The following is a 23333-nucleotide window of genomic DNA, read 5'->3' on the forward strand; positions in this document are numbered from 1 at the left end:
TCTCGAGGAGCGACGGGGCGTCGTCGTGCGGGCTGCGGACGGTCTCACCGTCCGCTGCGCCTCGGACTCAGTCGACCAGCGAGCGCAGCACGTACTGCAGGATGCCGCCGTTGCGGTAGTAGTCCGCCTCACCCGGGGTGTCGATGCGGACCACGGCGTCGAACTCGACGGTGGAGCCGTCGTCCTTGGTGGCCGTGACGGACAGCGTCTCCGGGGTCTCGCCGTCGTTCAGCGCCGTGATGCCCGCGATGTCGAACGTCTCGGTGCCGTCCAGGCCGAGGGAGTCGGCGGACTCGCCGGCCGGGAACTGCAGCGGGAGCACGCCCATGCCGATGAGGTTCGAGCGGTGGATGCGCTCGAACGACTCGGTGATGACCGCCTTGACGCCGAGCAGCTTGGTGCCCTTGGCCGCCCAGTCGCGCGAGGAGCCGGAGCCGTACTCCTTGCCGCCGAGCACCACCAGCGGGGTGCCCTGCGCGGCGTAGTCCTGCGCGGCGTCGTAGATCGTGTCCTGCTCGCCGGTGACGAAGTTGTGGGTGAAGCCACCCTCGACGCCGTCCAGCAGCAGGTTCTTCAGGCGGATGTTGGCGAACGTGCCGCGGATCATGACCTCGTGGTTCCCGCGGCGCGAGCCGTAGGAGTTGAAGTCGCGACGCGCGATGCCGTGCTCGGCCAGGTACTTGCCCGCCGGGCTGTCCGGCTTGATGGCACCGGCCGGCGAGATGTGGTCGGTCGTGACCGAGTCGCCGAGCTTGGCCAGCACGCGGGCACCGGTGATGTCCTCGACCGGCGCCGGCTCGGCGCCCATGCCCTCGAAGTACGGGGGACGACGCACGTAGGTCGACTCGGTGTCCCAGGAGAACGTGGAGCCCTCAGGGGTCTCCAGCGCGCGCCAGCGGTCGTCACCGGTGAAGACGTCGGCGTAGTCCTTCTCGAACATCTTGCGGTCGATGGAGGACTCGATCGTGGCCTGGACCTCGTCCGGCGTGGGCCAGATGTCCTTGAGGAAGATCGGGTTGCCGTCCTCGTCGCGGCCCAGCGGGTCGGCGTCGAAGTCGAACTCCATGGTCCCGGCCAGGGCGTAGGCGATGACCAGCGGCGGGGACGCCAGGTAGTTCATCTTCACGTCCGGGTTGATCCGGCCCTCGAAGTTGCGGTTGCCGGACAGCACGGAGACGACGGCGAGGTCGTTCTCCTGGACGGCCTCGGAGACCTTCTCGTCCAGCGGGCCGGAGTTGCCGATGCAGGTGGTGCAGCCGTAGCCGACCAGGTGGAAGCCGAGCTTCTCCAGGTACGGCCACAGGCCGGCCTTCTCGTAGTAGTTCGTCACGACCTGCGAGCCGGGCGCCATCGAGGTCTTGACCCAGGGCTTGGAGACCAGACCCTTGTCGACGGCGTTCTTGGCCAGCAGCGCCGCGGCGAGCATGACCGAGGGGTTCGAGGTGTTGGTGCACGACGTGATCGAGGCGATCGCCACGGCGCCGTGGAACAGCTCGAACTCGCGGCCCTGGGAGTCGGTGACGGGCACCGTCGGGCGCACGTGGTCGTGGGTCGACGGCGAGTCGGAGGCCGGGAAGGACTCCATCTCGGCCTCGTCCACCGAGTCGATGACGTCCGAGGCGTAGTTCGGCAGGTCGCGGGCGAACGCGGCCTTGGCGTGCGACAGCTCGATGCGGTCCTGGGGACGCTTCGGGCCGGCGATCGAGGGCACGACGGTCGACAGGTCGAGCTCCATGTACTCCGAGAACGTCGGCTCGACGTAGTCGGGCGAGCTCGGGTCGAGCCACATGCCCTGCTCCTTGGCGTAGGCCTCGACGAGGGCCAGCTGGTCCTCGCTGCGGCCCGTCAGGCGCAGGTAGTCGATGGTGACGTCGTCGATCGGGAAGATCGCGGCGGTCGAGCCGAACTCCGGCGACATGTTGCCGATGGTGGCGCGGTTGGCCAGCGGGACCTGGCCGACGCCGGAACCGTAGAACTCGACGAACTTGCCGACGGCGCCGTGCTGGCGCAGCATCTGCGTGATCGTGAGCACGACGTCGGTCGCGGTGACGGCCGCCGGGATCTCGCCGGTGAGCTTGAAGCCGACCACGCGCGGGATGAGCATCGACACGGGCTGGCCGAGCATGGCGGCCTCGGCCTCGATGCCGCCGACGCCCCAGCCGAGCACGCCCAGGCCGTTGACCATCGTGGTGTGCGAGTCGGTGCCCACGCAGGTGTCCGGGTAGGCGCGCAGCACCGTCTCGCCGTCGACCTCGACCTCGCGGGTCATGACGGTGCGGGCCAGGTACTCGATGTTGACCTGGTGGACGATGCCGGTGCCCGGGGGGACGACCTTGAAGTCGTCGAACGCCGTCTGGCCCCAGCGCAGGAACTGGTAGCGCTCGTGGTTGCGCTCGTACTCGAACTCGACGTTGCGCGCGAAGGCCTCGGTGGTGCCGGCGACGTCGATCTGGACCGAGTGGTCGATGACCATCTCGGCCGGAGCGAGCGGGTTGATGCGGGTGGGGTCGCCACCGAGCTCCTCGACCGCCTCGCGCATCGTCGCCAGGTCCACCACGCAGGGCACGCCGGTGAAGTCCTGCATGATCACGCGCGCCGGGGTGAACTGGATCTCGGTGCTGGGCTGGGCGTCCGGGTCCCAGCCGGCCAGGGCGCGCACGTGGTCGGCGGTGATGTTCGCGCCGTCCTCGGTACGCAGCAGGTTCTCCGCCAGGATCTTCAGCGAGTACGGGAGGCGCTCGAGCCCCTCGACCGCGGAGAGCCGGAAGATCTCGTAGGAGTTCCCTCCGACGTCCAGGGTTCCCTTCGATCCGAATGTGTCCACGCTGCTCACTGCGGCTCCTTCTCGGGGGCTTTCCGGCGGACGGGACCCGACCTGCGCTGGTCGCAGCGGTTCCGACGCCGTCTCGTGCGGGGGCTGTCCCAGCGTACGCAGGGGTCGCCGGGCTGCGCCCAGCATAGCCCATATATCTTGACGTCAAGATACTTAGGCGTGCCTCACCCGGGCACACTGGGGTCATGACGACCCCCACCGCCGTCGTCGAACGGCCGATCGCGACCTTTCTGCCCAGCCCTTTCCTCGGCCCGGCCGTGTGGGAGCCGGTGGCGCAGCGACTGCGCTCGCACGGCTGGCGGACCCACGTCGCCGACACCGCCGGCACCTCGCCGGCGGAAGTCCTCGACCGGTGCGAGGCCTCGCTGCCCGACGACGACCTCCTCGTGCTCGTGCCCCACTCGAACGCGGGCCTCTACGTCCCGGCGATCGCCGCGGCGGGACCGCTCGCCGGCACGGTGTTCGTCGACGCCGCGCTGCCGCCCGCGTCCGGCACGGCTCCCCTGGTGCCGCCGGCGCTGCGGGAACAGCTGCGCGAGCTCGCGGACGCCGACGGGCTCCTGCCCCCGTGGCCGTCCTGGTGGCCGCGCGAGGAGGTCCGTCGGCTCCTGCCCGACGACGACACGCTGGACCGGCTGCGCGCCGAGGCCCCGCGCCTGCCTGTCACCTACGTCGAGTCCTCCGTGGAGGTCCCCGCCGGCTGGGAGCGCGATCGGCTCGCCTACCTCGCCTTCGGCGACACGTACGCCGCCGAGACACGCCGTGCCGAGGAGTCCGGCTGGCCGACCGCGACGCTGCCCGGCGGGCACCTGCACATGCTCCGGGACCCGGACGACGTCGCCACCTCCCTCGCCGGCCTCCTCGCCCGGATCTGAGCGCTCAGCTCTGCCCGCGGACCAGCTCCAGGTCGACCTCGAGCGCGTCCGGGTCCACGCCGTCGGGCAGCGCCACGACGCTGGTGGAGTAGACGAAGTCCATGGTGCACGCCGGTCCCCCGTCGACCTCCAGGCGCACCGTGACCCGGTCACCGTCGGCGGTGACCGACGTCGGGCGCCACGGGCACGTCGAGCTCCCGGCGGCGTAGACCGCGAGCCGTCCGTCCTCGCCCAGCACCCAGCCCGGCTCGCCGCCGGCGGCGACGTCCCCCTCGACACCGGCCGGCACGCCGTCGTACGTGGTGAGCACCGGGTCCTCGTCGGAGGACTGCCGCACCAGGAACGCCACCACCAGGGCGACCAGCGCCACCGCGGCGATCACGGCCAGCCGCAGCGGGAGCCACCGGCGCGCGCCCCGGCCTGCGTCGGATCCCATCAGCGCTCCAGCACCGCGACGGCCTCGACGTGGTGCGTCATCGGGAACAGGTCGAAGGCGCGCAGCCCCGTCAGCCCGTACCCGTGCTCGGCGAGGTAGCCGACGTCGCGGGCCAGCGCCGCCGGGTCGCAGGCCACGTACACCACCCGGGTCGGACGGCGGTCCGCGATCGCCTGCACCACGGCACGGCCCGCCCCGGCCCGCGGCGGGTCGAGCACCACGACGTCGGCGTCCCCGCCCGCGTCGCCCGCCGCGTCCCCGTCGAGCAGCACCGCGTCCACGGCACCGAGGTGCAGCTCGACCTGCGGCGCGTCGTGGGCGTTGCGGCGTGCGTCCTTGACCGCGCGGGTGTCGGACTCGACGGCCACGACGCGCCCGCGGGAGCCGACGGCGGCGGCCAGCGGGAGCGTGAAGAGCCCGGCACCCGAGTACAGGTCGAGCACACGGGCACGGTCCAGGTCGCCGGCCGCGTCGAGCACGGCGTTCGCGAGCACGCCGGGCGCCTCGCGGTGCACCTGCCAGAACCCGTCGGCGGTCACGCGGAACCGGTGCTCGACGCCGGCCACCTCCACGTGCTCCGAGACCGAGCGCCGGGCGTTGGGGCGGGTGTCGGGCCGGCCGCGCCGCCACGGCACGCCGTCGACGAGCAGCACGGGCGGGGTCCCGGACGCGGGGGCCACGAGCTCCAGCCGCTGCCCGGGACGCCACCCGCCGCCCCAGACGCCCTCGGTGTCGGCGAGCGCCGCGACGTCGGGCGTCGCCAGCGGCATCGAGTCGAGCGGGACGACGTCGTGGGAGCGGAAGGCCCGCATGCCGGCGCGGCCGGCGTGGTCGGTGACGAGCTCGACGCGGGTGCGGTAGCCGAGGCCGCCGCGGGTGTCGTCGCCCGGCGCCGCCTCGACGGTGACCTGGCGCTCGAGCCCGGCCAGACGCTGCAGCTGCTCGGCCAGCACGTCGGCCTTCCAGCGACGCTGCGCGGCCAGCGCGACGTGGGACAGCTCGGCCCCACCCACGCCGCCGGGGCCGGCGGCCGGCCAGGCGGGGGCGACCCGGTCGGGCGAGGCCTCGAGCACCTCGACGGCGTCCGCCCGCCAGAACCGCTTGCCGCCCTCGGTGACGCGGGCGCGCACGCGCTCACCGGGCAGGGTGTGGCGGACGAACACGACGCGGCCGTCGTGGCGGGCGACGCAGTGGCCGCCGTGGGCGACGGGTCCGACCTCGAGCTCGAGCTCGAGACCGACGGCCGGGTCGACGGGACGAGGGCGCGGGGCGGAACGGCGAGGTCGGGGCACGTCCCTATTCTCACCCGGGAAGGTCGGACTCGAGTCCCGTCTGCCCCTCGGAGGAGGAGAGCTGCCACGGCACGGACGCGACCACGACGCCCGGGGTGAACAGCAGCCGGCCCTTGAGCCGCAGGGCGGACTGGTTGTGCAGCAGCTGCTCCCACCAGTGCCCGACGACGTACTCGGGGATGTAGACGACTACCAGGTCGCGCGGGGACTCGCGCCGCACCGAGCGTACGTACTGCAGCACGGGCCGGGTGATCTCCCGGTACGGCGAGTCGAGCACCCGCAGGGGCACCGGCAGGTGCAGGGCCTCCCAGCGGTCGCGCAGGTCGGCGATCTCCACCGGGTCGACGCCGACGGTGACGGCCTCCAGCACGTTGGGGCGCGAGGCCCGGGCGTACGCCAGGGCGCGCATCGTCGGCTTGTGCACGCGCGAGACGAGCACGACGGCGTGCACCCGGCTGGGCAGGGCGCGGGCGCCGGAGATGTCGTCGAGCGCCAGCTCGTCGCGCACGCGCGAGTAGTGCCGGTGGATGGCCCGCATGAGGACGAACAGCACGCCCATCGCGACGAGCGTGATCCAGGCGCCGTGGGTGAACTTGGTGACCAGCACGATGACCAGCACCGCGGCGGTCAGGACGAACCCGACGCCGTTGACGGCGCGCGACCACTTCATGCGGGTGCGTTCGCGGGGGTTGGGCTCCTTGCGCAGCGCGCGGGTCCAGTGCCGCAGCATCCCGAGCTGGGACAGGGTGAACGAGACGAAGACGCCCACGATGTAGAGCTGGATGAGCGCGGTCACCTCGGCGCCGAAGCCGACGATGAGCACCGCGGCCGCGATCGCGAGGGTGACGATGCCGTTGGAGAACGCCATGCGGTCGCCGCGGGTGTGCAGCTGGCGCGGCAGGTAGCCGTCCTTGGCCAGCATGGAGCCCAGGCCCGGGAAGCCGTGGAACGCCGTGTTCGCCGCGAGGAGCAGCACCAGGGCGGTGACGCCGACGACGATCATCGCGACGATCCCGGCCCCGCCGAAGATCGTCTCGGCGAGCTGGGCCAGCACGGGGTGCTGCTCGTACTCCTCCCCCACGAGCTCGCCGCCGCGGGTGAGCTGGGTGGCGGGGTCCTCGACGAACTTCACCCCGGTGGCCTGGGCCAGGAAGAGGATGGTCATGAGCATCGCGGCGGAGATGCCGCCCAGCAGCGCCAGCGTGGAGGCGGCGTTGCGTCGCTTGGGCCGGCGGAAGGCCGGCACGCCGCTGGTGATCGACTCGACGCCGGTCAGCGCCACCGCGCCCGACGCGAACGCCCGGGCCACGAGGAACGCGCCCGCGACGCCCACGAGCCCCTGCTCGAACCCGGCGCCGGGCACGAGCTCGAGCTCGGCGCTGGCGGCCTGCGGCAGCGCGCCGCTGAGGTGCCGGACGGCGCCGACGACGGCGAGGATCCCGACCGCCCCCATGAAGCAGTAGATGACGACGACGAACACCCAGGAGGACTCCCGGATCCCGCGCAGGTTCACCACGGTCAACGCGACGACGAGCCCGGCGGCCACCCACTCCTCGAGGCCGCGCGCCGCCGGCACCACGACCGCGAGGTACTGGGCCGCGGCCGACAGCGACACCGCCACGGTGAGCACGTAGTCGAGCAGGAGGGCGGAGGCGACGCCGATGCCGGCCGTCGGCCCGAGGTTGGTCGTGGCGACCTCGTAGTCGCCGCCGCCCGAGGGGTAGGCGCGCACGATCTGGCGGTAGGACGCCACCACGACGAGCAGCACGGCGACGACCACGAGCCCGACCCACGGCGACAGCGCCGTGGCGGCCAGGCCGGCGAGGGCCAGCATGAGCAGGATCTCGTCCGGGGCGTACGCCATCGACGACAGCGCGTCCGAGGCGAACACGGGCAGGGCGACCCGCTTGGGCAGGAGAGACTTCTTGGAGCTCTCGCTGCGCAGCGGGCGTCCTACGAGCAGCCGCTTGGCGGCGTCCGCGATGTCCGACACGATGACACATGCTATGCCTCCGACGCCCCGCAGGCCGGGTCGGCGTCCGCCGTGGCCTGGGTATAGCGTCTGGTGCGTGCACTTCGTGATCATGGGTTGCGGTCGTGTGGGTTCCACGCTCGCGCCGACCATCGAGGCCAACGGCCACTCCGTGGCCGTCATCGACCAGAACCCCGACGCGTTCCGACGGCTGCCGTCGGACTTCGCCGGGCACAAGGTCACCGGCGTCGGCTTCGACCGCGAGACCCTCACCCAGGCCGGGATCGAGGACACGTTCGGGTTCGCCGCGGTCTCCGACGGTGACAACTCCAACGTGCTCGCGGCCCGCGTGGCCCGCGAGACCTACGGCGTCGAGCACGTCGTGGCCCGGATCTACGACCCGCACCGCGCCGAGATCTACCAGCGGCTCGGCATCCCCACCGTGGCGACCGTGCGCTGGACCGCCGACCAGGTGCTGCGCCGGATGCTGCCCCTGGGCGCGACGGACGAGTACCGCGACCCGTCGGGGACGGTCCGCCTGGCCCAGGTCGACCACCACCCGGGCTGGCTCGGGCTGTCGGTGCGGCGGATCGAGGCCACGACGGGCGCCCGGGTCGCCTTCATCACCCGGTACGCCGAGGCCCTGATCGTCGGGCCGGACACCCTGCTGCAGGAGAACGACGTGCTGCACGTGCTCATGCACGCCGACGACGCCGCGCGCGTCGAACGGCTGCTGACCCACACCCCGGGCCCGGAGGAGGAGGACTGATGCGCGTCGTCATCGCCGGCGCCGGGTCGGTCGGCCGGTCCATCGCCGCCGAGCTGCTCACCAACGACCACGAGGTCGTCCTGGTCGACAAGAACCCGTCGGCCATGCGCGTGGCCCAGGTGCCCGACGCGGACTGGCTGCTGGCGGACGCCTGTGAGACCGAGGCGCTCACGGGGGCCGACGTCGCCTCGGCGGACGTCGTCGTCGGCGCCACGGGCGACGACAAGGTCAACCTCGTCTTCTCGCTGCTGGCCAAGACGGAGTTCGCGGTACCGCGCACGGTGGCGCGGGTGAACAACCCCCGCAACGAGTGGATGTTCGACGACTCCTGGGGCGTCGACGTGGCGGTCTCCACGCCGCGGATCATGACGGCGATGGTCGAGGAGGCCGTCTCGGTCGGCGACCTGGTGCGCATCTTCACGTTCCACCAGTCCGGTGCGGACATCTTCGAGGTCACGCTGCCCGAGGAGTCGCCGCTGGTCGGCCTGCGGGTGCAGGACGTCAGGTGGCCGGCGGACACGGTGCTGGCGTGCATCGTGCGCGGCATCCAGCCGTTCAACCCCACGGGCGACGACGCCCTGGAGGCCGGTGACGAGCTGATGTTCGTCACGGGGCAGGAGGCCGACCCGGCGGTGCTGCAGCAGCTCGTCGTCGACGGCCCGGAGTTCGGCTGAGGCGGAGGTGCAGCGCAGGGTGGAGCCCGAGGTCTGGAGCGATCGCCCGTAGCGAGCTGGCGAGTGCAGGGAGATCGCGACCGGACAACCGAGGGATCCGCCCGCAGCGGAACCGCAGACTCAGCCGAGAAGAGCACGGCTGAGGCGGAGGTGCAGCGGACGCTCAGGCCCGGTCGTCCGCCGCGTCCGCGGCCGGCTCCTCGCGGTGCGCACCGCGCACCACGACCCAGGTCAGCCAGAGGACCAGGCCCCACAGCGGCAGGCCGAGCGCCAGGTGCATCGTGCCGAGCCAGCCGACGTCGCCGTCGAGGTAGAGCGGCACCTTGACCGCGAGACGTATGCCGAACAGGCCGACCCAGAACCAGCTGGCGATCGTGTAGCGCCGCACCAGGTCGGCGTCGGCGCGCCACGCGGCCAGCGGGGCCCACGGGCTCGCGGTCTGCGCGGTGTCGTCCGCCGCCGCTCCCCCGTCCTTGGCGGGGCGCTGCGCGGCGGACTGCTCGACGAACCCGGCCCGCACGGCCTCGACGAAGAGACCCACCAGGGGCCAGCGCACGACGATCGAGACGACGAAGGCCACCAGGTAGGCGGCGTTGGTCCACAGGCCCCAGACGTAGAAGTCCTCGGCCTCCCCCGACGTCCATGCCCAGATCACGCCGACGGCGATGCCCAGCACGCCGCCGACCGCCTGGGTGACGGGGGTGCGCTGCACGAGGCGTGCGCCGACGGTGACGAGCGCTGCGGCCCCGGAGCCGACGAGCGCGGTGGTGAGGTCGGTGGTCAGGACGTAGGCGACGACGAAGACGAGTCCGGGCAGGATCGCCTCGACGACACCGCGGACCCCGCCGATCGCCTCGCCCAGGGAGAACGAGTCACCGGTGACGGCGCGCATCCCGCGCCGGACGCCGGCGTCGGCCGGGTCGGCGGCGAGGTCGCGGTGCTCCTCGTCGTGCGGGTGGCTGCTCATTCGCCCGCCCGGGCGCGCAGCTCGTAGCGCGGGTTGAACATGGCGCGCCGCCCCTCACGGGTGGTCACCATGCCCTCGACGCGCAGCCGCCGGCCGGGCTGGATGCCGGCGATCTCGCGGCGGCCCAGCCAGATCAGGTCGATCGACCCGGAGCCGTCGTAGAGCTCGGCCTCCACGGTGGGGACCTTCTGGCGCGGGTGAAGGACCACCGACCGCAGGACCCCGGCGGCGGAGGCGCGGTGGCGGGGCGAGACGTCGGACAGGGCGGTGCACCCGCTGACCGCCGAGGCGGCGTGCCGTTCCTCGTCCGCGACCACGCTGTCCGTGGAGGCCAGCGCGGACCGGACCATGCTGCGCAGGGACATGTCAGCGCGTCTCGGTGATCTCGGGACCACGCGTGAGCGGGTCGAAGCTCGGGGTCTCGGGAGCCGTCCCGACCGGGCCGGCGGCGCCGTCGGCCGCCTGGGCACGCGTCTGCTCCGGCAGCGTCAGGGTGAGCAGGTCGCGCGGTGGGCGCGGGTTGCCGTCGCGCACGACCACGACGTTGGCGAACACCGACTCGAGCGGCTTGGCGGCCTCGGCGTCGACGGCGGCCCGGCCGGAGAGCACGCCGCGCAGGAACCAGCGCGGGCCGTCGAACCCGATGAAGCGGGCGGGACGGACACCCGTGGTGCCCTCGGCCGTCTTGGCGGGGATGCGGGCCAGCAGCTCACGACCGAAGGTCCCGGGCACGTCGTCGACGGTGCCGCCCTGCTTGGTCAGCGACGCGGCGATCTCCTCGCGCACCTCGTCCCAGATACCCATCGTCTTCGGGGCGGCGAACGCCTGGACCTGCAGGACGGAGCCCTTGAGCGAGGCCGCCACGCCGGTGACCTTCTGCGACTTCTTGTCGACCTCCATGCGCAGCTGCAGCCCGGGCAGGACCGGCAGCCAGATGGCGCCGAGGTCGACCCGCGGGCCCATGGCCGAGACCTGGGAGGCGTCGAAGGGGCCGCGCCCGCTCGGGGTGCGGCTCTCGGTGCTCGCGTCGGCCCCGGCCGCTGCCGGGGAGTCGGCCGATGCCGAAGCGGTCGAGGTGTCCTCCGCGGGAGCGGACTCCGTCACCTTCGTCGACGCCTTGCGCCGGAACAGACCCACCAGGGAGCTCCTTGTCTCGTCGGTCGGCACGGCGCACCGCCGTACCTCGTGTCCAGGGTAGACCGCTGCCACAGCGGTCGGGAACCTCGCAGGTCAGCCCTGCGCGAAGCCCCCGCTCGACCCGAAGCCGCCGGTGTCGCGCTGCGAGCCGGGCAGCCGGTCGGCGACGAGGAACCGGGCGTGCTCGACGCGCTGGACGACGAGCTGGGCGATCCGGTCCCCGCGCCGCAGGCGGACGGTCTCGGCGGTGTCGGTGTTGGCCAGGACGACCTTGATCTCGCCGCGGTAGCCGGCGTCGATCGTCCCGGGGGCGTTGACGACGGTCACGCCGTGCTTCGCGGCCAGGCCCGACCGGGGGTGGACGAACGCCGCGAACCCCTCGGGCAGCGCGATCGCCAGGCCGGTCGGCACGACGGCGCGGGCACCGGGAGCGAGGTCGACGTCGACCGTGGTGACCAGGTCGGCCCCGGCGTCGCCGGGGTGGGCGTACGACGGAGCGACCGCCTCGTCGTCGAGCAGCGTCACCAGCACGTCGAGCGTGGTCGGGTCGGTCACCGGGGGGCTCGCGTCATGAGGCACTGGCGCAGCCTATCGGACGGCGCACACCTGCGATGATGGGGCCATGAACGACGCGCCCGCCCCCTCGGAGACCCCTGCGGGGTCCGCGCCTCCCCCGTTGTTCCGCGAGCGCCTCCTGCCCGGTCCTGGTGCCTGGGTCGCGGCGTTCGGGCTCGGCGTCATCGTCGCCGTCACGGTGCTGCCGCTGGCGCCGCTGGTCGCCCCGGGCGCCGGCGTGCTGGTGGCCGCGGCCGTGGTGGTCACGCTCGTGGCCACGGCCCCGGTGGTGGAGGTGACCGACGACGAGCTGCGCGCCGGGCCGGCCCGGGTGCCGGTGTCGATGCTCGGCGGGGTGGAGCCGATCTTCAGCGCGGAGGAGATGCGGACCGCCCTCGGCCCGGAGCTGGACGCCCGCGCGTACGTGTGCCTGCGCAGCTGGGCGCGCACGGGGCTGAAGGTGGGGCTGCGCGACCCGCTGGACCCGACCCCCTACTGGCTGGTGTCCACGCGGCGGCCGGACGAGCTGGCGGACGCGCTCGTCCAGGCGGGGGCGGCGTCCTGAGGCGGACGGCGGCCGGGCACGACGAAGGCCGTCACGTCGAGGACATGACGGCCTGAGTCTCGGGGTGCCGGGTCGAGCCCGTCCGGGAGTGCGCGGGTGCGATCAGGCCGCGCACTCCGTGCAGACCATCTGACCCTTCTTCTCGTAGGCCAGCTGGCTGCGGTGGTGGACGAGGAAGCAGCTCGAGCACGTGAACTCGTCCGCCTGACGAGGCAGCACGCGCACCGCGAGCTCTTCTCCGGACAGGTCGGCGCCGGGAAGCTCGAATCCTTCCGCGGCCTCCGTCTCGTCCTCGTCGACGACACCCGAAGACTTGTCGGAGCGGCGGGCCTGGAGCTCCTGGATCGAGTCCTGGTCGCCCTCGTCCTCGTTCTTGCGGGGTGCGTCGTAGTCGGTTGCCATCTGTGGTGTCACGCTCCGTGGAGTCGGTGTCGGTACGCGCTGATAATGCTCACCGCTCAGGTTTTGTTCCCGTTCGGCCCACGGATTGTGCACCATCCGCGCCGGGCTCGCGACACCTGTTCGTGTCGCGCCGGTCACATGCCCCCTGACCGGCGCAAACAGTACGGTTCACCCTGCGCGAACGCAAGACGGATCAGGCGCCCGCTTCCTCGAGCAGCGCGACCAGCTCGGCCTGCCGCGCGGGCGTGCCGACGGCGGTCATCCGTCGGGTGGCCGGGTCGCCGTGCAGCCCGCTCACGGCGGCACCCGCCTCGGCGGCGATGAGCCCTCCGGCCGCCATGTCCCACGGGTTGAGACCGCGTTCGTAGTAGAGGTCGAGCCGCCCCTCGGCGACCAGGCACAGGTCGACGGCGGCGGAGCCCAGCCGGCGGATGTCGCGCACCTGCGGCAGCACGTGGGTCAGCACACGCGCCTGCTCGGCCCGCTGGGCGGCCTGGTAGCCGAACCCGGTGCCGACCAGGCTGGTCGCGAGGGAGTCGGGGCGGCGCACCTGCACCGGCGTCCCGTCGCGCTCGGCGCCCTGGCCGCGCGCCCCGGTCCACGTCGCCCCGTCGACCACGGAGTGCACGGCCCCGGCCAGCGGCGTCCAGACCGCGGGGTCGGGGTCACCGGCGACGACGGCGACCGAGATCGCGTACGAGGCGACTCCGTAGAGGTAGTTGACGGTGCCGTCGATCGGGTCGAGCACCCACGTCAGTCCGCTCGTGCCGGCGACGTCGTCGCCCTCCTCGCCCAGGATCGCGTCGTCCGGCCGGCGGTCGGCGATCCGGCGGCGCAGCAGCTCCTCCACCGAGCGGTCCATCGCGGTGACGGGGTCGACGTCGGTGGACTTGGTGGCGGCCACCTCGACCCGGTCGGGCCGGCCGCCCCGCACGACGGCCCCCGCCTCCACGGCGAGGGCGCGGGCCAGGGCGCGCAGGTCGGTGATCTCGGACGCGGACGGCAGGGCGGGTGCGATGCTCACCCGCCCATCCTGCCCGATCCGCGGCACACCGGCGGCACCTGCCCGTCGCACGGCGCCGACGGTGGCACGCTCGACGGAGCAGGCCCGCCGCGCGGGCGGGCGGCGAAGGAGGAACCATGGCAGAGCTCGAGCTCGTGACGCTGCACGAGGACGCCGAGCGCCTGGTCCTGCGCGGGCCGGACGGCACCGAGCACACGCTCGCGATCTCCGAGGCGCTCCGTGCCGCCGTCCGGCGGGACCGGCCCCGGACCGAGGCGCTCCAGGCCCAGTCGGAGACCCCGCTGCGCCCGCGCGAGCTGCAGGCCCGGCTGCGGGCGGGGGCCACGGTCGAGGACCTGGCCGCCGAGTCGGGCCTCCCCCTGGAGCACGTGCGCCGCTACGAGTGGCCCGTCGCGGCCGAGCGCGACCACGTCATCAGCCAGGTCCGCAACCATCGCGTCGACCCGGAGGGCGACGCGACACTCGGCGACCTCGCCGACGACCGCCTCGCCGCACGCGACGTGGACACCGCCGAGACCGTCTGGAGCGCCCGCCGCACGGGCACCGCCCCCTGGCACGTGGAGGTCCGGTTCACGGCCGGGGGTCGCGAGCGCAGCGCGGCGTGGACCTTTGACCCGCGCGGTCGCGCCGTGACCGCGGTCGACGACGAGGCGCGGTGGCTGGGGCAGCCGGACGACCCGGTCTCCCCCGAGATCCTCGGCATCCCGGCGGGCGCCGACCGCCGCACCCGCCCGTCCCCGACCCCGGACGCCGCCTCGGAGGCGACGGCGCTGCTCCTGGACGACCTGGCCGGACGCCGCGGGCACCGGACGCCGCGCTCGCGCCCGGCCCCGCGACCGGGTGAGCAGGAGCTGCCGCTGGGCCTGGAACCGGAGCACGGCGCGCGGCCGCCGGAGGACGACGGCGCCAGCGTGGTCGACCTCGGTGCCCGCCGCGACGCGCACCGCTCCTCACGGACCGACAGCGCCTCCTCCGCGCCGGACACCCCCGCGGCGTCGGAGGCGTCCGAACGGCGGGACCGCGCCGAGGACGCCGACGACTCCGACGAACCCGACCGACCCGCGCCCGCACCACCGGCGCCCGGCGACGGGCGGGCCGAGGACCGTAGGCCCGAGGACGAGGCCCCCGACGAGGCGGCGCCCGGCGCGGAGACGGCCGGAGCGGAGACGGCCGAGAACGACGCGCACGACGAGGGCACGGACCAGGGCGCCCCGGACGAGGACGGGCCCGCCCCGCGCTCGGGACCGGTGCCGGTCCCCGCGCCGGTCCCCGGACCCGCACCCCGCCCGGCCGCTCCGGACTCGGCACGCGCGGACAGCACGTCGGACGACGCCGGGCCCGAGGCGTCTGCCCCGGCGGGATCCGCGTCGTCGAGCGGGTCGGCCCCCGAGCGCGAGGCCGCGGCGGGGACCGGGACGGACGACGCCCCGCCGCCCCGCCCGCGGCGCGGTGCCCGCAAGGGACGGGCCCCGATGCCGAGCTGGGACGAGATCGTCTTCGGCGGCGCCCGGCCCTCCTCCTGAGCCGACCTGAGCCGACCTGAGCCGACGGGTCAGCGCACGTCGAGGAAGCCGTCGGCGGGGGCGAGCCGCCGGGCGACACCGGCGGTCATGCGGCGCATGTGGTGGCGCCGGCACAGCACCTCGTAGGCGACCTCGGCGGCCGAGCTGACGTCCCCGACGACGACCTGGTCGCCCGCGACGACCATCACCCCGCCGACCGTGCGCGCGTTGTGGGTGGCGCGCGCCCCGCACCAGCACAGTGTCTGCACCTGCAGGGCCTCGAGGCGGTCGGCGAGCTCGACCAGCCGGGCCGACCCCGGGAACAGCCGGGAGCGGAAGTCGGCGGTGATCCCGAACGCGAAGACGTCGATCTCGGTCTCGTCGACGAGCCGTGCGAGCTGCTCGACCTGCTCCGGGGAGTAGAACTGCGCCTCGTCGCACACGAGGTAGTCCACCAGGTGCCCGCGCTGGCGCTCGGCGGAGATCTCGTCCCAGAAGTCGGTGTCGTCGCCGACCTCGCGCGCCTCGACCTCGAGGCCCAGCCGGGAGGAGATCCGTGCCGCCCCGGCCCGGTCGTTGCGGGTGTAGATCAGCCCGTGGCGGCCCCGCGCGCGATGGTTGTAGTCGGTCTGCAGGGCCAGCGTCGACTTGCCGCTGTCCATGGTCCCGGAGAAGAAGACGAGCTCGGCCATGCCCCCGATCCTGTCAGACGCGGGGCAGGCGGGGGCTCAACGGGGTCCGACGGCGTCCCGGGCGGCCCGGGCCCGGCGCACGGCGTGCGGCAGGACGGCCAGCAGGGGCAGCGCCGCGACGCCGAGCCCCGCGCTGACCCCGACGCCCTGCGCGACGAACCCGACGCCGAGCGACCCGGCGCCCGTGCCGCCGTCGTAGGCGATGTTCCAGGCCGCGCTGGCCGTGCCGGTGCCGCCGGGGCCCGCGTCCCGGAACATCAGGACGAGCGTGTCGTTCTGCAGGGCGCCGAACCCGAGCCCGTACAGCAGCCCGGCGGCGGACGCGGCGACGAGGGCGAGGCCGCCGTCCAGCGCGCCGGCCGCGAGGGCGATCCCGAGCGTGCCGACCGCGCAGGCACCGATCGCCAGGGGCAGCAGGCCACCGACCCCCTCGGAGTCGGCCCGCACCCCGGCCCACCACCGGCCGACCGTCATCGTGACGCTGACGGCCAGCAGCACGGCCGACGCCGTCACGGCCGGGAAGGCCAGCGGGACGAAGGACGTGGCGCCGCCGAAGGCCACCGAGGCCACCAGCAGCAGGACTCCCGAGCCGGCCAGGGTCCGGTAGCGCACGGGCTCCGCGGGTTCGGCGGCGTGCGCGGGGGCGTCGTCCGCACCGGCCGGGCGGCCGCTCTCGCGGATGCCGAGCAGGACGACCGCGCCCAGCACGCCGACGCCGCCGGTGGCGGCGAAGACGACGGCGAAGCCGAGGTGCTCGGCGGCCCACACCCCGATGGGCAGCAGCAGGGCCTGCGGGACGCCGATGGCCACGCCGTAGGCCCCGAGGCTGCGCCCCCGCCGCTCCGGCGGGACGAGCTCGGCGACCAGGGCGCTGCCGGCCACGACGAACATCCCGAAGCCGACGCCGCGCACCGCGGAGACCGCCAGGACCCAGGCCACGTCCGAGGAGAGCAGGTAGGCGAAGGTGGGCGCGCCGAGCAGCAGGGCGCCCAGCACCGAGGCCCACCGCAGCGTCATCACGCGCAGCAGGCGCGGCATGGCGAGCTGGACCGCGACGGTCGCCCCCATCAGCACCCCGGTGGTCGCCCCGACGCCGCCCGACCCGGCGCCGCCGTCGGCGGCCCACAGTGGCACCACGGACAGCAGCGGGGCGAAGCCCGCGAAGGCGGCGGCCGTGCCCCAGAGCAGGAGCAGGAAGTCGCGGCGCATCCTCACCCGCCCGCGACGAGGAGGGGGACCACCATCTCGGTCTCGGTGAGCGAGCCGTGCACGCCCGGCATGTGCCGCGCGGCGGCCGGGTGCAGGCGGGAGTCGACGACGGTGGCCCGGCCGCGGGCGGCCGCGAGCACGTCCCCGACGATCGGTCGCACGTGGTCGGCCACCGGGCCGAACCACCCGGCCTCGACGGCGGCCTGGCCGGTGACCACCACCGCGTCGTCGCCCAGCTCGTCGGCCCAGCGTTCGGCGACCCGGCCGACGTCGGCGCCCGGCGTGGTGTAGACGTGCGTCATGCGCGGCTCGCCGCCCAGCAGCGCGACGTCGGCGGCGAGCGCGGGGTTCGTGGCGACGTCGTGCTGCGCCTCGAGGTCGGAGGTGACCTGGCCGTGGTCGGCGGTGACGAGCACGAGGGTGCCGCGCGGCGCGGACCGCACCAGGCGCCGCAGCTCGGCGTCGGTGTCCTCCAGGGCGTCGCCCCACTGCCAGGAGTCGGGGCCGTGCTGGTGGCCGACCTTGTCGACCTCGCCCTGGTACAGGTACACCAGACCGTCGTCGCGCAGCGCCGTCAGCGTCGCGTCGACACGGTCGGCGAACGTCTCGGCCACCACGTACCGGGGACCGCGCAGCCCCGCCCGCGTCATGCCGGAACCGGCGAACTTGCGCGGCCCCGGCGACACGACGCTGACGCCGGCGCCGGCCTGCTCCAGGACAGTCGGCTGGCGCTGCAGGACGGCGGGGTCGACGGCCAGCGGGGCGGACGTCTTCGTGCCCGGTCGGTAGGGGTCGGACTGCTCGGTCCACGAGACCATCGTGGCCAGCCCGCCGGTGTCCGGGTTGCGCTGGGTGTAGCCCAGCATCCCGGTCAGCCCCGGGCTCGTCCCGGTGCCGAGCGTGGCCAGGGCGGACGCCGTCGTCGACGGGAAGCACGTCGTCAGCGACCGCGCCTCGGGCAGCAGGCCGCGCAGGAACGGCGCGTGGCCCCCGCGCTCGGCGAGGTTGTGCACGCCGAGCCCGTCGACGAGCACGACGACGACGCGCCGCGCGGCGGGCAGGCCGAGGGCGGCGGCCGCGTCCGCCGAGCGCAGCCCGGTGGCCGTGGACAGGTCCAGGCCCAGGGCGCCGGCCGCGGCGGGCAGCACCGCGGCGAGCGAGTCCGCGCCGTAGGTCGGCGTGACGAGGGAGTCCGGGAGGTCGAGCGCCGCCGTCATCGCGAGGAGCGCCCGCTGACGCCGGTGGCGGCGGACAGCTGGCGCGCGAAGTCCACCGCGCGGCGCACGGCGTCCGCGCCCTCGGCGGCCGAGCTGACGCGCACCACGACGTCGTCGGGGGTGAGCTGGCCGGTCAGGCCGTGGTCGGCCTCGCAGCTCGGGTCGGCGCACTGCGCCGGCTCCAGGTCGATCCGCGCGACGGCGCCCCACCCGATGGCGAGGTTCAGCTCGGCGGCGCTGTCACCGGGGCGGTGGTCGGCCGGCTCGGCGACGATGTGGGTCAGCGCGACCGAGCGGATCTCGGGCAGCGGCACGGCCTCGGTGGTGGCGGCGGCCGAGGACGGGTTGGCCGCGTCGCCCTCGTGGTCGTCGACGTGCGCGGCCACGAGCCGGGTGGGGGTGAGCGCCAGCACGGTCAGGTGGCGGCGCACCTGGCTGTCGAACGTCGTCTCGGCCTGGACCAGGTGCGCCAGGACCGGCTCGTCCGCGAGCGCGACGTCCAGGACGTCGGTCACCAGGTCGGGGTAGTACCCGGCGCGGTAGACGTGGGCACCGAGCTCGTCACGAAGGTTCTTGCGTGTGGTCGCGGAAGGCACCATGGCATTGTCCCACTGTTCGGTCCCGGTGCGACGCCGTCGCGGCGCCGCTCAGCCCGGCAGCGCGCGGCGCAGGCCGTCGGCCCGGCGCCCGGCGGGCCGCAGCCGCACGGCGGCGTGCAGGACGGAGGCTCCCTGCTCGGCGACGACGACGGGGTACATCTCCAGCGACGCGAGCTCGGGCAGGTCGTCGGCCATGACCGACACGCGGGCGAGGACGTCCTCGAGGGCGTCGACGTCGGCGGGCGGCGCTCCCCCGTAGCCGTACAGCCGCGGCGCGGCCCGGACGGTGCTGACCAGCGCGGTGATGTCGACGTCGGTCAGCGGCGGGATGCCGTGCGCGACGTCGTCGAGCAGGTCGACGGCGTCGCCGGCGAGGCCGAACGAGACCATCGGGCCGAACAGGGGGTCCTCGGCCGAGCGCACGACGCACGCCACCCCGGCGGGTGCCATGGACTGCACCTCGAACTCCGGGGACTCCTCGCCCAGCAGGGCGGTGGCGACGGCGCGCAGCCGGCCGACGTCCTCGCGCAGGTCCTCGGCGTCGGTGATGTCCAGGCGCACTCCCCCGAGGTCGTTGCGGTGCCGCAGCGCGGGAGAGGTGGACTTGAGGGCGACGGGCCAGCCGAGCTCCTCGGCAGCGGCCACGGCCTCGTCGGGTTCGCGCACGGGCCGGGACTCCCACAGCCGGATGCCGTAGCAGGCGAGCAGCTCGGCGGCCTCGTGGCCGTCCAGCTCGCGGCCCTCGCCGTCGGCGAGCCACTGCTCGACCAGCGCCCGGGCGCGCCGCGAGTCCACGCCCTCCGGGGCGACCTCGTGCCCCCGGGTCTCGGTGCGCTGCTCGGCGTGCTCGACCACCTTGCCGAGCGCGACCACGGCGTCCTCGGGGGTCGAGAACGCGGGGATGCGCACGACGCGTCCGTCCGGGCCGACGGCCGCGAGCTCGTCGGGCATGCCGTGCAGCCCGAGCATCGAGGCCACGGTGGTGCGCCCGGTGCGGGCGGCGGCCTGGGCGACGGCGTGCGCGATCGCGCCGGTGCGCGGCTGGACCACGGGCACGTCGACGGCGACGACGACGTCGCACGCGTCCGGGGCGTACAGCGCGTCGACGGTGCGGGCGATGTCCTCCTCGTGGGCGTGCGGGGGCAGGTAGTCGCTGGAGGTGGCGACCTCCAGCCCGGCCGATGCCGCGGCCTCGGCCACCAGGGCCGCGAGCGCCGCCGAGGACGCGAGGATGCCGACGCGGTTGCCGGCGGGCAGCGGCTGGTGGGCCAGCACCTGGGCGACGTCCATGAGCTGGTGGGTGTTCTCGGCCTGGATGACGCCGGACTGGCGCAGCAGCTCGTCGAGCAGGCGGCGCGGGGCGCGGGTGGCGCGCACGGCGTGCCCGGGCGGGACGACGTGGCCGGAGCGCCCGGCGGTGGCGACGACGATCGGCTTGACCGCGGACAGCCGGCGCGCGATGCGGGAGAACTTGCGCGGGTTGCCGATGGACTCCAGGTAGAGGCAGACGACCTCGGTGGCGTCGTCGTCTTGCCAGTACTGCATGAGGTCGTTGCCGGAGACGTCGGCGCGGTGCCCGGCCGAGACCATCGAGGACACGCCGAGCCCGCGGCGCTCCAGCGTGGCGGTGAGCGTCACCGCCGCGGCGGCGGACTGGCAGAACAGGCCGACGACGCCGGCGGGCGGCGGACGTTCGGCCAGGCTCGCCCGCAGCGCCGAGCCCGGGGTCGTGGTCAGCAGCCCGTAGGAGACGGGGCCGACGAGCCGCATCCCGGCGGCGTGGGCGGTGCGCACGAGCTCCCGGCGGCGCTCCAGCCCCTCCGGCCCGGACTCGGCGTACCCGCCGGACAGGACGACGACGCCGCGCGCCCCGCTGCCGTCGAGCCGCCGCACGGCCGTCAGGGCGTCCTCGGGCGCGACGGCCAGCACGGCCAGGTCGATCGCGCCGACGTCGTCCCAGCCGGCGGCCTGCTGCACGCTGCCGGGCACCGCACCGGGCGGGTCCAGCACGACCAGCTCGGTGTCCCCGGGGTCGATCGAGTAGGCGTCCAGCACCCGGCGGGCGAGCAGCGACTCGGGCGTGCCGTCGTCGGCGCCGGGTCCGACGAGCAGCACCCGGCGGGCCGAGAGCAGCCCGGCCATGGAGCGCGCCTCGGTGCGGTGCTCCCGGTCGGCCATCACGGCGCGGGACTTCTCGGTGGGGTCCAGGTCGATGCTCACCGCGACGAACCCGTCGTCGAGGTGCTGGCTGATCTGGTAGCCGGCGTCGCGGAACACGCCGAGCATGGAGCCGTTCTGCGGCAGGACCTCGGCGGTGAAGCGCCGCACGCCGCGCTCCCGCGCCGCGACGGCCACGTGCTCGAGCAGCACGGAGGCCAGCCCCTTGCCCTGCAGGGAGTCGGCGATGTTGAACGCGACCTCGGCCTCGCCGTCGGAGATGACGTCGAACCGGGCCACGCCGAGGATGTCCTCGCGGTCGGCGCCGTCCTCGTCGCGACCGGGCCGCACGGCGACGATCGCGACGCGCTCACGGTGGTCGACCTCGACCAGGCGCCGCAGCTCGCGGTCGGTCAGCCGGGCGATGGGTGCGAAGAACCGCAGGTAGGTCGAGCGCTCGGACTGGCCGACGTGGAACCGCTGCAGGGTGTCGGCGTCCTCGGGGCGGATCGGGCGCAGGTGCATCGTGCTGCCGTCGCGCAGCACGACGTCGGCCTCCCATTCCACGGGGTAGTCGACGTGCGAGGAGTCCATCAGTGCAGGCTATCGGGTGGGGCCGACCCGTACCGGAGGGCCGCGCCGCTCCGTGGTGTCGCCCTCTGTCCGGCATGTCCTGACCGAAGCGAGCACCAGATGAGAAAACGCCTTCGTCGCACCCTGCAGTCTCGGGGCTCATCCGATGGATCGTCGCCCGCCCGAAGGCGTGGTGCGATCAGGGTGGAGTTCGTCGTGATGAACGGCTTCACCGATCTCAAGACCGCTGCGGCCGAGGAGCTGCCCGACGCTACAGCGGTGTTGGACTCGTTCCACGTCATGGGCTCGCCGGCAACGTCCTGGACCGCTGCCGCCAACGACTCCGACAGCCACCGCGGCCGCGCCACGGCGCCTTCCACCGCGCCAAGGGCCGCGCTCTGATAGCCGCGGTGATCGACTCGGCAACCCGCGGTGTTCCCGCCGCCTGGCCGAACTGGTCACGCTCGACCGTGAGCTGACCAAGCGCGCCGTCGACGTGCTGGCGTTCGAGTGGCCGCGGCACCAGCGACGGCCCCACCGCAGCGATCAACGGCGACATCGAACACCTACGCACCTTTGCCCTCGGCTTCCGCAACCTGACCCACTTCATCGCCTGAACACTCTTCGAGGCAGGCGGCTTCGGACCCCGACCCTCAGATCGGATGAGCCGGATACGACGATCGTCGTACTCCCCGCAGCCTGACGATCCGCGCACTGTGGAAGAACTCAGCTACAGAACCAGACCCACGAGGTGAGTTCCATGACTCTAGAAGCGAGTTCCGCCCAGGCGGACTGGGTGACACATCCGGTGGCGCTCGTCAGCGCTGCGCTCTCGCCGCCACCTGAGCCGGGAATATCCCCTGACGTGCACGAGAATCCGGACGCTCCGCCCGTTCGACAAGCGCTGATGATCCATCTCAGCGGGGTGCTTCACATCAATCTGGCCGGTCAAGGCGACGAGTGGCGGCGCGAAACCGTGCCAGTCCCCGAGTACGCTGTCGGCTACCAGGCTGCAGTTCATTCTGCAGTGAAGATATGGGGCATCAAGCACAACGAGAAGAGGCTACCCGGGGTGTACCGGGAGCCGTCCCTGCTGGTATCGCAGTGGGGCGCCCTGTTCACTGCGGGCTCGACGATCGACACCCGCAAGAACCGCGGTAGCGTGCAAGGGATCGCCGTCGACAGCTGGCGCTTCACCAAAGCCCATCACAAGTTCTTCGAGGTGGACGTTGCCGTAGCAGGGGACGGAAGCGTCCTCTATCGGCTCGGCGCGGGGTCGAACCGGGAGACGTCTCCCACGCGACGGCCGTGTCCGAGCAGCTGTGGCTGCTGTCGACCGCCCTGCACGCCCACCACGAGGGCGAGGACGAGCGCCTGTGGGACGCCCTCGCATCCCGCGCCCCGGCGTGCGCCCTGCACGTCGAGCGGATGAAGGCCCAGCACGCCCAGATGCTCGGGCACCTCACCGAGCTCGACACCGCGCTGCCCGCCTGGAAGGCGAACCCTGCTCCGGACACCGCCTGCACCGTGCTGAGCGCCCTCGACGGCATCAACGCCGCACTCGCGGTGCACCTGCCGGACGAGGAGCGGGAGATCGTGCCGGTAATGGAGACCACCCTCACCCAGGAGGAGGTCGACTGGTTCAGCGAGCACGGCAGGCGCGCGACTCCGCGCGGGCACATGTGGACCCAGCTGGGAGGCATCATGGCGGCGCAGGACGACCCCGATGCCTGGCTGCGAGCGCACCTGCCGGCGCCCGTCCGGCTCATGTGGCGCGCGGTGGGGCGGCGGCGCTACGCGGCGCAGCGCGCCGTTCTGCGCCGCTCAGGCTGAGTCTCGAGGCTTGCAGGGCTGCTCGACTGGGTCGACGTCACCGTAGGCGG

At 74.0% G+C, this 23333-nt stretch carries 21 protein-coding genes and 1 pseudogene; 7 read left to right on the forward strand and 15 right to left on the reverse strand.

Going from position 1 to position 23333, the window contains the following annotated elements:
• Positions 1 to 67: 67 nt before the first annotated feature.
• Positions 68 to 2833: an aconitate hydratase AcnA gene (gene acnA / locus PO879_RS09155; protein ID WP_278234601.1), complete on the reverse strand. Its 2766-nt coding sequence runs from the start codon at positions 2831 to 2833 to the stop codon at positions 68 to 70.
• 185 nt (positions 2834 to 3018) lie between these two features.
• On the opposite strand from acnA, the gene PO879_RS09160 reads away from it, so the two are divergent.
• Complete coding sequence (locus PO879_RS09160; RefSeq protein ID WP_278234602.1) at positions 3019 to 3708, forward strand: hypothetical protein; 690 nt, start codon at positions 3019 to 3021, stop codon at positions 3706 to 3708.
• A 4-nt stretch (positions 3709 to 3712) separates the two neighbouring features.
• Here PO879_RS09160 and PO879_RS09165 read toward each other — a convergent pair whose 3' ends face one another.
• From PO879_RS09165 to PO879_RS09175, 3 genes are read right to left on the reverse strand one after another with little or no spacing between them, the layout of a single operon-like run.
• On the reverse strand, positions 3713 to 4144 hold the full coding sequence (locus PO879_RS09165) for a hypothetical protein (protein WP_278234603.1): 432 nt from the start codon (positions 4142 to 4144) through the stop codon (positions 3713 to 3715).
• A complete protein-coding gene (locus tag PO879_RS09170) occupies positions 4144 to 5436 on the reverse strand; it encodes a TRAM domain-containing protein (protein WP_278234604.1) in 1293 nt (430 codons plus the stop codon). Before PO879_RS09170 ends, PO879_RS09165 begins: the two co-directional genes overlap by 1 nt.
• Before the next feature lie 10 nt (positions 5437 to 5446).
• Positions 5447 to 7429 (reverse strand): APC family permease, encoded by a 1983-nt coding sequence (locus tag PO879_RS09175; RefSeq protein WP_278234605.1) that lies wholly within the window; start codon positions 7427 to 7429, stop codon positions 5447 to 5449.
• Between the two features lie 91 nt (positions 7430 to 7520).
• Between PO879_RS09175 and PO879_RS09180 the strand changes: the two genes are divergently transcribed.
• Both PO879_RS09180 and PO879_RS09185 read left to right on the forward strand, forming a co-directional pair.
• Entirely contained in the window at positions 7521 to 8177 is a 657-nt protein-coding gene (locus tag PO879_RS09180; protein ID WP_278237497.1) for a TrkA family potassium uptake protein, read from the forward strand.
• Positions 8177 to 8851, forward strand: a complete 675-nt coding sequence (locus tag PO879_RS09185) for a TrkA family potassium uptake protein (protein ID WP_278234606.1) — start codon at positions 8177 to 8179, stop codon at positions 8849 to 8851. Before PO879_RS09180 ends, PO879_RS09185 begins: the two co-directional genes overlap by 1 nt.
• A 163-nt stretch (positions 8852 to 9014) precedes the next feature.
• Here the strand turns inward: PO879_RS09185 and PO879_RS09190 are convergent, their stop codons facing one another.
• The 4 genes from PO879_RS09190 to dut all read right to left on the reverse strand — a co-directional run bounded on the left by PO879_RS09190 (position 9015) and on the right by dut (position 11510).
• Positions 9015 to 9818, reverse strand: a complete 804-nt coding sequence (locus PO879_RS09190; protein ID WP_278234607.1) for a DUF3159 domain-containing protein — start codon at positions 9816 to 9818, stop codon at positions 9015 to 9017.
• Positions 9815 to 10183 carry an OB-fold nucleic acid binding domain-containing protein gene (locus PO879_RS09195; RefSeq protein ID WP_278234608.1) on the reverse strand — a complete coding sequence of 123 codons (369 nt, stop codon included), beginning with the start codon at positions 10181 to 10183 and terminating at the stop codon, positions 9815 to 9817. The genes PO879_RS09190 and PO879_RS09195 overlap by 4 nt, the downstream gene beginning before the upstream one ends.
• Position 10184: 1 nt before the next feature.
• Positions 10185 to 10955 (reverse strand): DUF3710 domain-containing protein, encoded by a 771-nt coding sequence (locus tag PO879_RS09200; protein ID WP_278234609.1) that lies wholly within the window; start codon positions 10953 to 10955, stop codon positions 10185 to 10187.
• 93 nt (positions 10956 to 11048) lie between these two features.
• Positions 11049 to 11510 carry a dUTP diphosphatase gene (dut, locus tag PO879_RS09205; RefSeq protein ID WP_278234610.1) on the reverse strand — a complete coding sequence of 154 codons (462 nt, stop codon included), beginning with the start codon at positions 11508 to 11510 and terminating at the stop codon, positions 11049 to 11051.
• A 67-nt stretch (positions 11511 to 11577) separates the two neighbouring features.
• On the opposite strand from dut, the gene PO879_RS09210 reads away from it, so the two are divergent.
• On the forward strand, positions 11578 to 12075 hold the full coding sequence (locus tag PO879_RS09210) for a DUF3093 domain-containing protein (RefSeq protein WP_278234611.1): 498 nt from the start codon (positions 11578 to 11580) through the stop codon (positions 12073 to 12075).
• 102 nt (positions 12076 to 12177) lie between these two features.
• Here PO879_RS09210 and PO879_RS09215 read toward each other — a convergent pair whose 3' ends face one another.
• Together PO879_RS09215 and PO879_RS09220 are read right to left on the reverse strand one after the other, a co-directional pair.
• Positions 12178 to 12477 carry a DUF4193 domain-containing protein gene (locus PO879_RS09215; protein WP_278234612.1) on the reverse strand — a complete coding sequence of 100 codons (300 nt, stop codon included), beginning with the start codon at positions 12475 to 12477 and terminating at the stop codon, positions 12178 to 12180.
• 193 nt (positions 12478 to 12670) lie between these two features.
• The gene (locus PO879_RS09220) at positions 12671 to 13501 is read right to left on the reverse strand and encodes an inositol monophosphatase family protein (protein ID WP_278234613.1); all 831 of its coding nucleotides are present in this window, start codon (positions 13499 to 13501) and stop codon (positions 12671 to 12673) included.
• Positions 13502 to 13617: 116 nt separating this feature from the next.
• Between PO879_RS09220 and sepH the strand changes: the two genes are divergently transcribed.
• Positions 13618 to 15024, forward strand: coding sequence for a septation protein SepH (sepH, locus tag PO879_RS09225; RefSeq protein ID WP_278234614.1), 1407 nt, complete (start codon positions 13618 to 13620; stop codon positions 15022 to 15024).
• 29 nt (positions 15025 to 15053) lie between these two features.
• On the opposite strand, the gene PO879_RS09230 is transcribed toward sepH, so the two are convergent.
• The 5 genes from PO879_RS09230 to PO879_RS09250 are packed head-to-tail and all read right to left on the reverse strand — an operon-like array spanning position 15054 to position 21471.
• Positions 15054 to 15695 carry a thymidine kinase gene (locus PO879_RS09230; RefSeq protein WP_278234615.1) on the reverse strand — a complete coding sequence of 214 codons (642 nt, stop codon included), beginning with the start codon at positions 15693 to 15695 and terminating at the stop codon, positions 15054 to 15056.
• A 36-nt stretch (positions 15696 to 15731) separates the two neighbouring features.
• The gene (locus PO879_RS09235; protein WP_278234616.1) at positions 15732 to 16904 is read right to left on the reverse strand and encodes an MFS transporter; all 1173 of its coding nucleotides are present in this window, start codon (positions 16902 to 16904) and stop codon (positions 15732 to 15734) included.
• Between the two features lie 2 nt (positions 16905 to 16906).
• Positions 16907 to 18121, reverse strand: a complete 1215-nt coding sequence (locus PO879_RS09240) for an alkaline phosphatase family protein (RefSeq protein WP_278234617.1) — start codon at positions 18119 to 18121, stop codon at positions 16907 to 16909.
• The gene (locus PO879_RS09245) at positions 18118 to 18717 is read right to left on the reverse strand and encodes a DUF5998 family protein (protein ID WP_278237498.1); all 600 of its coding nucleotides are present in this window, start codon (positions 18715 to 18717) and stop codon (positions 18118 to 18120) included. Before PO879_RS09245 ends, PO879_RS09240 begins: the two co-directional genes overlap by 4 nt.
• A gap of 51 nt (positions 18718 to 18768) precedes the next feature.
• Positions 18769 to 21471 carry a GNAT family N-acetyltransferase gene (locus PO879_RS09250; RefSeq protein WP_278234618.1) on the reverse strand — a complete coding sequence of 901 codons (2703 nt, stop codon included), beginning with the start codon at positions 21469 to 21471 and terminating at the stop codon, positions 18769 to 18771.
• Between the two features lie 183 nt (positions 21472 to 21654).
• On the opposite strand from PO879_RS09250, the pseudogene PO879_RS09255 reads away from it, so the two are divergent.
• Positions 21655 to 21765 (forward strand): annotated as a pseudogene (locus PO879_RS09255) (transposase); the annotation flags it as partial.
• 870 nt (positions 21766 to 22635) lie between these two features.
• Positions 22636 to 23283 carry a hemerythrin domain-containing protein gene (locus tag PO879_RS09265; RefSeq protein WP_278237499.1) on the forward strand — a complete coding sequence of 216 codons (648 nt, stop codon included), beginning with the start codon at positions 22636 to 22638 and terminating at the stop codon, positions 23281 to 23283.
• The last annotated feature ends 50 nt before the right edge of the window (positions 23284 to 23333 follow it).

Source organism: Isoptericola sp. AK164 (genome assembly GCF_029643425.1).
GTDB lineage: Bacteria > Actinomycetota > Actinomycetes > Actinomycetales > Cellulomonadaceae > Isoptericola > Isoptericola haloaureus.